Origin of the sequence: Guptibacillus algicola, assembly GCF_020171805.1 — a bacterium.
Classification (GTDB): Bacteria; Bacillota; Bacilli; order Bacillales; family Guptibacillaceae; genus Guptibacillus; species Guptibacillus algicola.
In genome coordinates this window covers 959,019-971,970 of sequence record NZ_JAIVAF010000001.1, presented here as the reverse complement: position 1 = coordinate 971,970, position 12,952 = coordinate 959,019, and the positions used below count along the sequence as shown (strand labels likewise).

Sequence of the window (12,952 nt, the reverse complement as noted above, 5' to 3'; positions counted from 1 at the left end):
CTTTTCATGTCTAGCTACGTGGGCCAAATCCTACGGCTGTTTCGCCCCTTCGGATGAGACAAAAAGCGTCTCAACCTCACGGGCTCCAACATCCTACGGATTTAAAGCGCGCCCACCTCCGCTTTTCGTGTCTAGCTGCGACTCGCAGAAACTACGATATTTCACTCTTTCAACAGAACACAAAAAGCGTGTTCTATTTCAAGAGTTCCAATATCTCCGTTTCTAAACGCTCGTCTCCGCCTTTCATGTCTTTTCCCTTGCTATTTCTTCTCTAAAATCAGAAAATAGAAGGAGTGAGGTAGAAGGGAAGGATTTGATGATTTACATAGGTGTTACAGGTTGGGGAGATCATGATGATTTGTATCCTCCTGGTGTAAAGAGCAATGAAAAACTATCGATTTATAGTTCCCATTTCCCTGTGGTGGAAGTGGATTCTTCTTTCTATGCGGTACAACCTATCAGAAATTATGAGAAGTGGGCGAATGAGACGCCTGAGGGTTTTCAGTTTGTTGTGAAAGCATATCAAGGTATGACAGGGCATGAGCGAGGAGAGATTCCGTTTGAAACGAGAGACGATATGTTCACTGCGTTCAAGGAGTCGATCGTGCCATTACAACGTTCTGGGAAGCTCGCCATGGTTCTTTTTCAGTTTCCACCATGGTTTGATGTGAACAAAGATAACGTGAACATTTTGCGAGATTGTAAAGAAAGGATGGGAGACATCCCTTGTGCGGTTGAGTTCAGGAACCAGTCCTGGTACCATGAAGCATTTCGTGAGAAGACTTTGTCCTTTCTCGAGGAACAAGGCTATATTCATTCCATCTGCGATGAGCCGCAAGCTGGAGAAGGATCGATTCCGATCGTGATGGAAACGATCTCTAATAAGGACGTACTTGTTCGGCTGCATGGTAGAAATGTAAACGGATGGCGTAACCCTGGAAATAGCCAGAAGTGGCGAGAAGTTCGCTATTTGTATGATTATGATAAAGAAGAGCTAGAGGAATGGAAAGATAGAATTGAGAAGCTACGTAAAGAATGTAAGAATGTGACTATACTATTCAATAACAATTCTGGTGGTCATGCGTCAGGGAATGCAAAAGAGATGATTCGAATGCTAGACATTGAGTATACGAATCTTAACCCAAGACAGCTTGATCTTTTTGATTAATAAGGAGTTCTTACATGCTAACTTGGGTATTATTATTTGTTATCGGACTAGCTGCAGGAACAATCGGAAGTCTAGTTGGACTTGGTGGCGGAATCGTTATTGTGCCGGGGCTCTTGATCATTGATAAATATACGGATTGGCTTCCGAATTTAACCCCACAGCTCATTGTAGGGAGCTCTATCGTGGTTCTTGTAGCCATCGGTTTATCTTCAACGCTCTCTTACATGAAAAAGAAGACCGTCGATTATAAAAGTGGCGGATTATTCTTTCTCGGGAGCGGTCCTGGTGCAATCGCAGGAGCCTGGTTGAATAAATTTATCGCGGTTGATCAATTTTCTATGTATTTTGGGGTATTTATGGTGCTTGTTTCCATATTATTAATGGTAAGGGGTCGTTTACGGCCGTTGAAGTTGAATGGCCGATTCACTCGAACGATTACCGATTCCAATGGAAATGCTAGTGAATACCGATTCTCAGCGACAGTTGCTTTACTGGTTTCGTTCAGTGTTGGGGTTCTTTCAGGGTTGTTTGGAATTGGTGGAGGCTCATTAATGGTACCTGCTATGATTTTACTATTCGGTTTTCCGACATCTGTTGCAGTGGCTACTTCGATGTTTATGATCTTTCTTTCAAGTATAATCGGCACGGCAACTCATCTAGCCCTTGGGAATATTGCCGGATTTTTGTTGATTGGATTAGTTCCGGGCGCCTGGATTGGGGCGAAATGTGGCTCTTTCATTAATCAGAAACTGTCAGATAATACGATTGTCGTTATTTTAAGGTGGATGCTAATTCTCGTCGGGATACGATTGGTCTGGCAGGGAATGACGGGTTAAGAAAGGAAGAGTGTCTTGACTTCAAAAAAGATACATTTATATTATACGAACGACCTGCACAGTCACTTTGAGAATTGGCCCAAAGTGGCTAGGTATATAAAAGATAGAAAAAGAATTCATGATTACCATGAAGATCGCTACTTATTATTAGATCTAGGAGATCACGCGGATAAAGTTCACCCCATTACTGAAGGAACGTCAGGAAAAGGGAATGTACATCTTTTAAATAAATTGAATTACGATTATGCGACCATTGGCAATAATGAGGGAATCACATTTTCAAAGGAAGAGCTTGAAGACTTATACACGGACGCTGAGTTTCAAGTGATTGTTTCAAACTTATTCCATTCCGATGGTTCTAGACCTACTTGGGCAGCTCCATATGTTATCGATGAACGTGACGGGGTCAAAGTTGGACTCATCGGTGTAACGATTCCATATGAGCAATTCTATAGCCTCCTTGGCTGGTCGATTCAATCTCCTTGGGATATGCTTCAGGAAATTGTGGATGATGTTCGTGAGCAAGCTGATGTGGTCGTGCTGATGTCTCACATGGGCCTTGGTAATGACGAGCGGATTGCGAATGATATAGAAGGAATAGATGTAATCATAGGTGCTCATACCCATCACGTTCTTAAGCATGGTATGACTGTGAACGGTACATTGATCACACAAGCAGGGAAAAACGGAAACTATGTAGGCGAAGTTGTATTGAAGTACGACCATGGAAAGTTGCTAGAAAAGGAAGCATACGCTATATCTGTTCGTGATCATAAGGAAGACCAAGCTACGAAAGAGCTACTAGATCAGTTAGGAACAAATGCACAGAATTTATTGGACGAGGTCGTTTGTCGACTTGAACAACCTCTAGAAGCTGATTGGTTCAAGCGCTCTGTTCTCCCGGATGAGCTTTCAGCTGCTCTTAGAGAATGGTGCAACGCTGATATCGGGATGATTAATTCCGGAATGCTTCTTGAGGGATTACGGGAAGGAAAGGTCTCAAGAGAAGATCTTCATCGTATATGCCCACATCCCGTAAATCCATGTAAAGTTATCTTAAAAGGAAGCGAGCTTCGAGAAATCATTGCATATGCCATGTCTGATGAACTCGTGAATTTAAGTTTTAAAGGATTAGGCTTCCGAGGGGAAGTTATGGGCATCATGGCATTCGATGGACTAGAAGTCAAAACTGTTATTATGGAGGACGGTCTCCATCACGTTACAGAAATTCTTCATAATGGCAATCGTCTATCTCCAGAACAAGAATATTCAGTGGCAACTGCGGATATGTTCACCTTTGGAAAATTTTATCCGCAGATGAAGCACGCTAGGAAAAAGTATTACCTACCTGAAATGTTAAGAGATCTGCTCGCATGGAGACTCGAGAATAGATATTAATCTTTGATTGTCAAACAGGCCTCCGCGCTCATATAAATATAATGACAATTTGTGAGTCAGGAGGCGGAGAATACATGATTACAATGACACCTATCATGATCGATGGTCATCCATTTACAGCTATCAGTATGAAGCTACCTAAAACAAACTTCCTTGCTGTTTCAAATGAAAATGGCTACATCATGTGTGGAGCACTCGATATCGCGTTGCTTAATGAAAAGTTAAGTGATCGCAAAATTATCGCAGGGAGAGCAGTTGGTGTAAGGTCTATCGAACAGTTGCTGGATGCACCACTTGAATCTGTAACCCTTGAAGCAGAGGCGAGAGGCATCAAAGTAGGAACAATCGGTAGAGATGCGATGCTCAAAATGCTATAAGACAAACCACAGCGAATAAGCTGTGGTTTTCTTTCGGGAAAATTGTCCATACTTCTTTCCTTCTTCGCATATACATGTTGAGGAGAAGGGAGGATATTCGCTTGTTCCGAACTCGAAGAAGATTTATTCGAAAAGGTCCACTTCCTTTTCGATATGTGTTTGTGATCTCGTTCATTCTTTTTATTTTTATGACTGTTCAGGGCTTATGGATCGTTGAAAAAGGCATTAAGCCGACCCTGATTGAAATCGCTAGAACGGAGACGAACCGAATCGCAACACTTGCGATCAACCAGGCGATCAACAAAAAGATCGTTGAAGAAGCGGATAGCACAGAAGAACTTATCAAAAAAGAAACGGTGAACCAAGTAGATATTGTACAGATTAACCAAAGTGCAGTTAATAAAGTGCTTGCTCAATCTACAGATAAAGTACAAAAGTTCTTAAAGAGCGTTGAAGATAACTCGATCGATTACTGGGCAGAAGAAAATGGAGTGGAACTACAAGTGGATGAAGATGTTCCATTAAGTAAAGGTATTATCCATAACATTCCGATCGGTCAGGCATTCAATAATACATTACTCGCTAACTTTGGTCCGAAAGTTCCAGTTAGATTCACAGCGATCGGAGAAGTGAAGTCTGATATTAAACACAATATTAGACAAGTGGGAATCAATAATACGTGGGTAGATATTCGCGTTCATATCGAAGTTCATGTGAAAATAGTTATCCCATTTGCAACGGATTCTGATGTTGTTACAACGGATATACCAGTTATCGCGACCTTTATAAAGGGAGACGTTCCGAACTTCTATAACAATGGGTCAGGAACTGGGCTGCCAGATCCTGCGATCGATATAAGTGGAATGGAATAATTTGCGATTGCAGAGCACGTAGAAATAAGATATAATAACACATTGTATTGAACTAAATAATGTTCCTTATCTTATACGATGAGGTAGAGGAGCAGATACTCATTAGTACGTGTTGGGAGAATGACATCCATGATCAGCATCGAAAGGGAGATCTGCCGAAGCAAAAATAATCGTCACATTATTTTTGTTGGGGCGGCATTGAATAAATGTCGAACTGTCATTATGAGGCCCACTTATAATGGAGAACTACTGATCGGGATGGACACTTGACATTGTATCGGTGAAACGGGCAATGATAGGACCATATCCTGTCATAGCCCGTTTTTTGTTTATCCAAAAAGTAGTGAACCATAATTTACAGAGGATGGTGAATATGGAAAATACGATTTATTCGATTATTCCGCCGCTCGTCGCGTTATTGATGGTAGTGGCAACCAGGAAGGTATTACCTTCACTAGGGGTGGGAATCGTCCTTGGTGCGTTAATGATTAACGACTGGAGTATCATGGGTTCATTGAAAGAAGTTTATGCGATCGTGAAAGGAATCTTCATTGATTCTGAAAGCGGTGGACTGAATAAGTGGAATATGTATATTATTTTCTTCTTATTATTACTTGGAATGATGACTGCATTCATTTCCATTTCTGGCGGAAGTCGAGCGTTTGGTGAATGGGCGATGAAGCGAGTGAAAACAAGAACTGGCGCCCAAATTGTAACGGCAGTCTTCGGAGTTATCATCTTTATCGATGACTACTTTAATTCACTAGCAGTAGGGAACGTCAGTCGTCCAATTACGGACAGGCATAAAGTATCACGAGCAAAACTTTCTTATATTATTGATTCAACTGCAGCACCAATGTGTATCATTTCTCCGATCTCAAGCTGGGGAGCTTATATTATTGCAATTATAGGTGGCATTCTTACTACACATAGCATCGTTGGTGTTGGCGCTTTAGAAGCATTTATCAAAATGATTCCTATGAACTTATACGCAATCTTTGCACTAGGATTGGTATTCTTCGTTAGTTATTTTGATATTAACCTGAAATCGATGAAGGTTCACGAAGACCGTGCTCAGAAAACGGGTGAAGTGCTCGACCCTTCAAAGGGTGCTGTTCCAGGAGAGTCTACTGGGTTACCAGAAAGTGAAAAAGGTAAAGTAGCAGATCTCGCTTGGCCGATCATTATGCTGATTGCAGGAACGGTTATCTTCATGATCGTTACGGGTATTCAAGCGGTAAGTGGAACAGATGCTAGTGTAACACCACTTACAATTTTCGAAAATACTGATGTAGCAGCTTCACTCTTGTACGGTGGTCTAATTGGATTAGGCACGTCTCTAATCTTCTTCTTCCTAAAGAATATGGGAGGATCTGCTTTTGGTAAGGGCATTGTAGAAGGTATTAAATCGATGCTTCCTGCAGTGTATATCCTACTCTTTGCTTGGACGTTAATCGAGATCATTGGAACGCTTGGAACAGGTAAGTATTTAGCTGGCCTTGTCGATCAGCACATTGCGATTGGGTTCCTTCCGGCAATCTTATTCCTATTAGCAGGAGTTATGGCATTTGCGACAGGAACATCTTGGGGAACATTCGGTATCATGCTACCAATCGCAGGGGAAATTGCTGCGGCAACAGATCCGACATATATGCTTCCTGTACTTGCAGCAGTCTTGGCAGGAGCGGTGTTTGGAGATCATTGTTCACCGATTTCCGATACCACGATCCTATCGTCTACAGGGGCAGGAAGCCATCATATCGACCACGTGTTAACACAGCTTCCTTACGCGATGATCGTAGCTGGAATCGCACTCGTCGGTTATCTTATTCTTGGATTTACAGGAAGCTCAGTCATTGGGTTACTGGCAACAGCGGTAGTGTTTGCAGTTGTTGTTTATTTCCTTAAATCAAAATACGCAAATCGTACGGTTGATGCCGTTAATGATTAAGTAAACAGGGGGACCATCCTCCTGTTTTTTTTATGTCAAACTACAAAAAAGGTGCGTTAGTATCTAATTTTCTACTGAATTTTACAAAATATTTAAAAGATTACTTTGACATGGCCAATAGTACTAGATATACTATAAACAAAATAATCAGAATTTAATTAAAAGTCTAAACCTTTTTCTGGAAGGGGGAATATGGGGAGAAGGTTATAACGTCTAAGGGGGTAATGCATGTGGAAAAACGAGCACAGTGGGGAACAAGAGCTGGCTTTATTTTAGCGGCTGTTGGTTCTGCAATCGGACTAGGTAATATTTGGAGATTTCCAGCCGTTGCATATGACAACGGTGGGGGAGCATTTTTTATACCTTATTTATTTGCACTAATAACAGCGGGTATTCCGATTCTTATTTTAGAATTTACACTTGGTCACAAGTTTAGAGGTTCCGCTCCACTTTCCTTCTTCAGAATGAACAAGAAGACAGAATGGCTCGGTTGGTGGGGAGTTATCGTAGCATTTGTTATTTCTACGTACTATGCGGTCATCATAGGCTGGGCGATTTCCTACAGTTACTTCGCATTCAATCTAAGCTGGGGCTCAGACACTGAAGGCTTCTTGTTCAATGACTATCTCAAGCTAACAGTAGATCCAGGACAAACGGGTAGTCTTGTACCGGGAGTATTCATTCCGCTTGTTGCTGTATGGATTATCACACTTGGTGTCCTTCTTGCGGGTGTTAAGAAAGGAATCGAGCGTGCGAACAAGATCTTTATCCCAACATTGATTGTACTTTTCCTTATTATTGTTATTAGAGCTGTCACGCTTCCAGGTGCTGCTGAAGGCTTAAATGCATTCTTCACACCTAACTTCGATACGATTATGTCAGGAAGCGTATGGGTCGCAGCTTATGGTCAGATCTTCTTCAGTTTATCGATTGCGTTTGCTATTATGATTACGTATTCTAGCTATCTTCCGAAGAAATCTGATATTACGAACAACGCATTTATTACCGGCTTTGGTAACTCGTCTTTCGAACTTTTAGCTGGTATCGGAGTATTCTCAGCACTTGGATTTATGGCTACGCAACAAGGTGTTAGTGTTGGTGAAGTTGTAAGTGGTGGAGTAGGACTAGCTTTCGTCGTATTCCCTCAGATCATTAATGAGTTTCCAGCGATGAATGGTTTGTTTGGATTCCTATTCTTTGCATCACTCGTACTTGCTGGATTGTCGTCATTAATCTCAATCTCAGAAACGTACGTTGCGGGTATTTCAGAGAAGTTTGGCATTTCTCGTACTAAGGCTGTATTGATCGGTGGAGGCGTTGCATCGCTTATCTCGATCTTATTTGCTACACAAGGTGGATTGTTCTTCCTTGATGCAGCAGATTATTTCATCAACCAATTCGGTATCGCATTTGTAGGTCTAGTCGAAGTAGTCGTGGTAGCATGGTTCCTACGTCAGCTTACAGACCTTGAAAATCATGCGAATGGCATTTCTGATATTCCGCTTAACTACTGGTGGAAAGCGTGTCTTGGTGTCATCACACCAATCGTGCTTGGTTACATGATGTTTGATCTATTCAAAACGAACCTTCTTAAGCAATTTGAAACTGAGACAGGAAACTATGGAGGATACACAGATGGCTTTATCCTTTATAGTGGCTGGTTCGTAGCTGGATTTGCTCTTCTTGTTGGTATCCTATTCAGCGTAAAGAAATGGGATGCAAAAGTAGAACAGGAAAAGTATAAGGAGGTAAGTTAATATGGGTGGAAGCGCAATTTTCATGATGATTGTTGGCATGGTAATCATATGGGGTGGACTTACAGCAAGCATACTGAACGCTGTAAGAGTCGCTAAAAAACAATAAATCAAAGAAAGAACTAACGGGTTTCCGTTAGTTCTTATTTTTGCGTATTCGCTCTTGTCTCTCCCATAGGCGTAAAGAAGGATAGGGATCGTAAGACCATTCGGTTCTCCCATTATCTTTATAAATCCCATAGTGTAAGTGTGGAGGGAACTTACCTGCAGTGCCTTTAGGTCCGTACCCCGAGCTCCCAACATATCCAATAACCTCTCCTGGTTGAACGACGCTTCCTTTATTCATTCCTTTTTCAAAGCCATTCAAATGTGCATAGTAATGATAGTTACCGTTTATATCACGAATACCTATTCTCCAACCGCCATAGCGATTCCATCCTTTTGTTTCAACCGTGCCATAGCTTGTTGCTTTCACTGGAACACCGTATGAAGCAAAAATATCTGTTCCTTCGTGAATACGAAGACCACCCCATCCGCGACGATCTCCCCATGTGCTTCGATAGCTGTAATTCGCAGTGAGCGGTACAGGGAAGGCATGTTTCTCAAGTTTTAGTGTATTGAAGGTTTTGTAAACTAAGCAGTTGCTATTAATCGTTCTGACCGCTTGATCTCGTTGATAATAATCCCATAAGCCGATGCGAATATCTTCCATGTTTGTACCATACTTTTGTAGAAACGAACCGATCGTGAACAGTAGGTCTTCATCATCTGTTCGACTTGCTTTTCCATCTTCATTACCATCTAAACCGATTCCTCCGAAGAAAGAGATTGATTCAGGTGAGGTATCCTCCTTATTAGGATTAGCACCTCCTGCCCATTCTTCAGGCGATATATTGATTGCAATGGCACCCGTTTCTCTAGGGATATCGTTCCGTGATCTTCTTATACTTCTTTCATACTGATCGATTCCGGCATAGACATACCAAGGGATTTGGGTGATAGTTTCCATATTATTAAAGAGCATCATACGAGCTTTTCTTAGCTCGTCGTCATTTTGTTCAGCAGCAGAATAACTCGCAGGAAATAGGAAGAAAAGAATAAGGATAAGAAAGCTGTATTTTCTCACGATTCTTCTCCTTTCGTTAAATGTCGTTATATATAGTGTGGTTTTCCTGTGGTAATTCATTAGGTCTAAATAATGGAAAGGAAATATGGGACAATCGTCATTAGATTCCGACTTTTCCTAGATTCATCCATATTAGGTATGTTATTCTTTAATACAGAAAAGGAATGGTGGGGTGAATAAACATGACAAAAAAAGAAGAACATTTGCGTAAACCGGAATGGTTGAAAATAAAATTAAATACGAATGAGAACTACAAAGGTCTTAAGAAAATGATGCGCGAAAAGAACTTACATACAGTCTGTGAAGAAGCTCGTTGTCCTAATATTCATGAGTGCTGGGCTGAAAGAAAAACAGCGACATTTATGATTCTTGGAGATGTTTGTACGCGTGCGTGCCGTTTCTGTGCCGTTAAAACTGGATTACCAACTGAACTTGACTGGGCTGAGCCTGAGCGAGTTGCAGATTCCGTAGAAATGATGGGTCTAAAGCACGTTGTTATTACTGCTGTTGCGAGAGATGACCTAAAAGATGGTGGAGCTGCTGTCTTTGCTGAGACGGTTCGTGCGATTAGAAGAAAGAATCCATTCTGTTCCATCGAAGTGCTTCCATCAGATATGGGTGGCCAATTTGAAGCACTGAAAACGTTGATGGATGCAAAACCAGACATCATGAACCATAATATTGAAACAGTTGAGAGACTGACTCCAAGAGTTCGAGCTCGAGCAAAATATCGTCGTACACTTGAATTCTTACAACGAGCAAAAGAAATGAACCCTAACATACCTACTAAATCAAGCATCATGCTTGGTCTTGGTGAGACGAAGGAAGAAATCATTCAAACCCTAGACGATCTCCGTGCGCATGATGTTGATATCGTTACGCTAGGTCAGTACCTACAGCCTTCTAAAAAGCATCTAAAGGTTATGAAGTACTGGACTCCACAAGAATTCCTTGAACTAAAAGATATTGCACTTGAAAAAGGCTTTAAGCACTGTGAATCTGGCCCGATGGTCCGTTCATCGTACCATGCAGATGAACAGGTTAATGCTGCAAAAGAAGCAACAAATTAAAGAAAATGAAATCGGCCCTCTACAGGGCCGATTTTGTTATTCATTCTTCATTTCTTTTCCTTGCATATCATTTAACTCGTCGTTCGCTTCACCTGTCATCTCGCCGTTTTCGTTTTCTCCATCACTTACTTTTTTGCCCTGTGGTGCTTTTTTCATTTGAGCAATAGTCTGATCGATGCTCTTGTCCATTTGACCATTAGCAGTAGAACCGCTCTCATAACGTTCAATCTCAGGAATCATGCCTTCCATATCAGAAACGTAGACATGATAATATCTTGGAATAACCGATAAAGCTGTTTTCTTTACTTGATCGGCTGTTGCATCACGATTTTTTGTCGTTGTTTTGTATCCAATCAATACTTCTTCATCGGTTACAAGAACAGCTGTATCATGAACATAAGGGAGTTGAATAGCCATCGAGCTAATCATATCAGCCAGGCGATCACGATCAAGGTAAACAACGTTTGACGGTTTCCGTGCTGACTTCATGTTGTTCGTATTTCTTGAATGTCGAACATACCCAAATTCGCCTTTTTTGGCTTTGTTCTGTGTATTCGCTTGGTTCATTCCGTACTCTTCAGGGTCCGTTTTAATGGGTGTTAAATCCGCGTGATCGAATGGATCCGTAGCTTCTTCACCCTGACAAGCAGCTAGGCCGAATACAAGCGGGATAATAAGCATGATTTGCTTTTTCAAAAGATTCACCTCCATACTGTTATCATCACCCGATTGTATGATCTTTTTTCCTAGCAATACTTGGACATTTAGAATAAAAAAGGTATGATTATGATAACGAGCCATATCAAAGTGAGGGAAGTATCATGATAAAAGTTAATCAACACTCCTATGAGTTGGTAAAAGAAGAACGGGAAGGCTGGAACGAAGAAGCATTCCAAAATCGTTACAGCGAAATACTCGATAAGTATGATTACATCGTTGGTGACTGGGGATATGGCCAATTGAGGTTAAAAGGGTTTTTTGAGGATCGTAACCAGAAAGCCACATTCGATACTAAATACAGCACAGTTCTTGATTACCTATATGAGTATTGCAATTTTGGCTGCCCTTATTTCGTACTGAGGAAACAAAAGAAAGAAAAGCCGAAAAAGCAATATCAAGAAGCATAACAAAACCCTCCGATTGTGGAGGGTTTTGTTATGCTTTATAAGGCTTCTCAGACTCCCGATCTGGATCATCATGCGGAGGATGCGAAGCAGGATCTTGACGAGGAAGGTCCTGATGAAGATTTTTGTTTTCGTAGTTAAACGCACTATAGGAACGTTGCCCTTCCCTCCACGGAGAGGTTTTGCCAAGCTTTTTGTTTACTGGAGAGCCGTACGGGCCCTCAGGTGTATCCTCTGGAAGAACATAGTTTCTCCCTTTCTCAACATTCGCAAAGTCTGTATACGTTTCATCATCGTCATCGTATAAAAACATGAAAAAACACCACCTTCAACAGGTAGTGTATTCATATTCAAGAAATTTTATTAAACAAGTGCGCCGCGAAGAAATTCCCTTAGCTCTTCAGCATCTTCTTCGTTAAGCGTATAAGCGTGCTCAAGATATCCAGGCTCATCAAGATCGTCTTGTCCTACGATCGCAAATTTTCCACCTTGAATATCCAAAACGAGTGACTTCCCATAAAATCGGTCAGATTTCACGATGCAAAGGTCAAACCGATGATTGTGTCCCATAAAGCAAACGAACCTAGAATCGGTACTTTCTTTTTCATCATAGATAAACTGATCATCTTCAATCATATTCGACACACCCTCTCGCTTTTATTATTATCATACCAAACTCTGAAGCATTCTCAAATTCCTTCATGTATGCTTTCTCATCTTAGATTATGATAAACTATACTCAGTTCTCATCGTAATAAAGGTAGGGGATAACGATATGTATTTTGTAGATCGAAGAAAAATTGAGGAACAGCTTGTTTTCCTAGAAAGAAACCTTTCGCTTTTTAAGGAAAGCTCTTTCCAGACAGATTTAGAAAAAGTAGCGTTAGAAAGACTTCACCATGTAGTTATAGAAAGCATTATTGATGTTGGGAATACGATCATCGATGGATTTATTATGCGGGATCCTGGTAGTTACGAAGATATCATTGAGATTCTTACTGATGAATGCGTGGTCCCTGCAACTAGCAGTGAACCTTTAAAACAAGTTGTCGTGATGCGTAAAATACTTATGCAAGATTTTACGAATATTGATCATAATGTTCTTGAAGAGAACTTAACGAAAAACATGAACGTTCTTGAAGCATTTCCAAATCAAGTAAGAAAATATTTAAATGAAGAGCTTGGGGCTGTTTCAGCTTTTATGCCTGAAGAGTCCTAGCCGGTAACCGCTTTCAATAAGGAAGCGGTTTTTACATTGTTGAGTGGAGGTAGGAAA

Annotated in this window: 15 protein-coding genes and 1 riboswitch; of the genes, 11 read left to right on the top strand and 4 right to left on the bottom strand. The window is 41.0% G+C overall.

The genetic code is table 11. The features are described 5' to 3' along the window. Window positions 1-316: 316 nt before the first annotated feature. The 8 genes from LCM09_RS05105 (at window position 317) to LCM09_RS05070 (ending at window position 8,465) form a co-directional block, all read left to right on the top strand. Entirely contained in the window at window positions 317-1,168 is an 852-nt protein-coding gene (locus LCM09_RS05105) for a DUF72 domain-containing protein (protein WP_224880095.1), read from the top strand. 14 nt (window positions 1,169-1,182) lie between these two features. Next, window positions 1,183-2,004 carry a sulfite exporter TauE/SafE family protein gene (locus tag LCM09_RS05100; protein WP_224879232.1) on the top strand — a complete coding sequence of 274 codons (822 nt, stop codon included), beginning with the start codon at window positions 1,183-1,185 and terminating at the stop codon, window positions 2,002-2,004. Window positions 2,005-2,019: 15 nt separating this feature from the next. Next, window positions 2,020-3,402 (top strand): bifunctional metallophosphatase/5'-nucleotidase, encoded by a 1,383-nt coding sequence (locus tag LCM09_RS05095; protein WP_224879230.1) that lies wholly within the window; start codon window positions 2,020-2,022, stop codon window positions 3,400-3,402. A 74-nt stretch (window positions 3,403-3,476) separates the two neighbouring features. After that, the gene (locus tag LCM09_RS05090; RefSeq protein WP_224879228.1) at window positions 3,477-3,779 is read left to right on the top strand and encodes a YunC family protein; all 303 of its coding nucleotides are present in this window, start codon (window positions 3,477-3,479) and stop codon (window positions 3,777-3,779) included. A gap of 101 nt (window positions 3,780-3,880) precedes the next feature. After that, entirely contained in the window at window positions 3,881-4,651 is a 771-nt protein-coding gene (yunB, locus tag LCM09_RS05085) for a sporulation protein YunB (protein ID WP_224879226.1), read from the top strand. Window positions 4,652-4,727: 76 nt separating this feature from the next. After that, a riboswitch (Lysine riboswitch) is annotated at window positions 4,728-4,908 on the top strand. Between the two features lie 116 nt (window positions 4,909-5,024). Beyond that, entirely contained in the window at window positions 5,025-6,602 is a 1,578-nt protein-coding gene (locus tag LCM09_RS05080) for a Na+/H+ antiporter NhaC family protein (RefSeq protein ID WP_224879224.1), read from the top strand. Window positions 6,603-6,832: 230 nt separating this feature from the next. Continuing rightward, window positions 6,833-8,359, top strand: a complete 1,527-nt coding sequence (locus tag LCM09_RS05075; RefSeq protein WP_224879222.1) for a sodium-dependent transporter — start codon at window positions 6,833-6,835, stop codon at window positions 8,357-8,359. A gap of 1 nt (window position 8,360) precedes the next feature. Beyond that, window positions 8,361-8,465 carry a methionine/alanine import family NSS transporter small subunit gene (locus LCM09_RS05070; protein ID WP_224879220.1) on the top strand — a complete coding sequence of 35 codons (105 nt, stop codon included), beginning with the start codon at window positions 8,361-8,363 and terminating at the stop codon, window positions 8,463-8,465. Window positions 8,466-8,492: 27 nt separating this feature from the next. Here LCM09_RS05070 and LCM09_RS05065 read toward each other — a convergent pair whose 3' ends face one another. Continuing rightward, on the bottom strand, window positions 8,493-9,485 hold the full coding sequence (locus LCM09_RS05065) for a M23 family metallopeptidase (protein WP_404800793.1): 993 nt from the start codon (window positions 9,483-9,485) through the stop codon (window positions 8,493-8,495). A gap of 179 nt (window positions 9,486-9,664) precedes the next feature. Between LCM09_RS05065 and lipA the strand changes: the two genes are divergently transcribed. Then, window positions 9,665-10,552, top strand: a complete 888-nt coding sequence (gene lipA, locus LCM09_RS05060) for a lipoyl synthase (RefSeq protein WP_224879216.1) — start codon at window positions 9,665-9,667, stop codon at window positions 10,550-10,552. A 36-nt stretch (window positions 10,553-10,588) separates the two neighbouring features. Here the strand turns inward: lipA and LCM09_RS05055 are convergent, their stop codons facing one another. Beyond that, a complete protein-coding gene (locus LCM09_RS05055) occupies window positions 10,589-11,248 on the bottom strand; it encodes a YhcN/YlaJ family sporulation lipoprotein (RefSeq protein ID WP_224879215.1) in 660 nt (219 codons plus the stop codon). A 125-nt stretch (window positions 11,249-11,373) separates the two neighbouring features. Between LCM09_RS05055 and LCM09_RS05050 the strand changes: the two genes are divergently transcribed. Further along, window positions 11,374-11,679, top strand: coding sequence for a YutD family protein (locus LCM09_RS05050; RefSeq protein ID WP_224879213.1), 306 nt, complete (start codon window positions 11,374-11,376; stop codon window positions 11,677-11,679). Between the two features lie 28 nt (window positions 11,680-11,707). On the opposite strand, the gene LCM09_RS05045 is transcribed toward LCM09_RS05050, so the two are convergent. Further along, entirely contained in the window at window positions 11,708-11,989 is a 282-nt protein-coding gene (locus tag LCM09_RS05045) for a hypothetical protein (RefSeq protein ID WP_224879211.1), read from the bottom strand. A gap of 50 nt (window positions 11,990-12,039) precedes the next feature. After that, window positions 12,040-12,312, bottom strand: a complete 273-nt coding sequence (locus LCM09_RS05040) for a DUF3055 domain-containing protein (protein ID WP_263622826.1) — start codon at window positions 12,310-12,312, stop codon at window positions 12,040-12,042. 139 nt (window positions 12,313-12,451) lie between these two features. Here LCM09_RS05040 and LCM09_RS05035 point away from each other — a divergent pair, with 139 nt between their 5' ends. Next, window positions 12,452-12,895 (top strand): DUF86 domain-containing protein, encoded by a 444-nt coding sequence (locus tag LCM09_RS05035; RefSeq protein ID WP_224879208.1) that lies wholly within the window; start codon window positions 12,452-12,454, stop codon window positions 12,893-12,895. The last annotated feature ends 57 nt before the right edge of the window (window positions 12,896-12,952 follow it).

What these genes read in the sequence shown, in the direction of transcription:
- LCM09_RS05105 (WP_224880095.1), top strand. Translation starts at nt 317, where the DNA reads ATGATTTACATAGGTGTTACAGGTTGGGGAGATCATGATGATTTGTAT.
- LCM09_RS05100 (WP_224879232.1), top strand. Translation starts at nt 1,183, where the DNA reads ATGCTAACTTGGGTATTATTATTTGTTATCGGACTAGCTGCAGGAACA.
- LCM09_RS05090 (WP_224879228.1), top strand. Translation starts at nt 3,477, where the DNA reads ATGATTACAATGACACCTATCATGATCGATGGTCATCCATTTACAGCT.
- LCM09_RS05080 (WP_224879224.1), top strand. Translation starts at nt 5,025, where the DNA reads ATGGAAAATACGATTTATTCGATTATTCCGCCGCTCGTCGCGTTATTG.
- LCM09_RS05070 (WP_224879220.1), top strand. Translation starts at nt 8,361, where the DNA reads ATGGGTGGAAGCGCAATTTTCATGATGATTGTTGGCATGGTAATCATA.
- lipA (WP_224879216.1), top strand. Translation starts at nt 9,665, where the DNA reads ATGACAAAAAAAGAAGAACATTTGCGTAAACCGGAATGGTTGAAAATA.
- LCM09_RS05050 (WP_224879213.1), top strand. Translation starts at nt 11,374, where the DNA reads ATGATAAAAGTTAATCAACACTCCTATGAGTTGGTAAAAGAAGAACGG.
- LCM09_RS05045 (WP_224879211.1), bottom strand. Translation starts at nt 11,989, where the DNA reads ATGTTTTTATACGATGACGATGATGAAACGTATACAGACTTTGCGAAT.
- LCM09_RS05040 (WP_263622826.1), bottom strand. Translation starts at nt 12,312, where the DNA reads ATGATTGAAGATGATCAGTTTATCTATGATGAAAAAGAAAGTACCGAT.
- LCM09_RS05035 (WP_224879208.1), top strand. Translation starts at nt 12,452, where the DNA reads ATGTATTTTGTAGATCGAAGAAAAATTGAGGAACAGCTTGTTTTCCTA.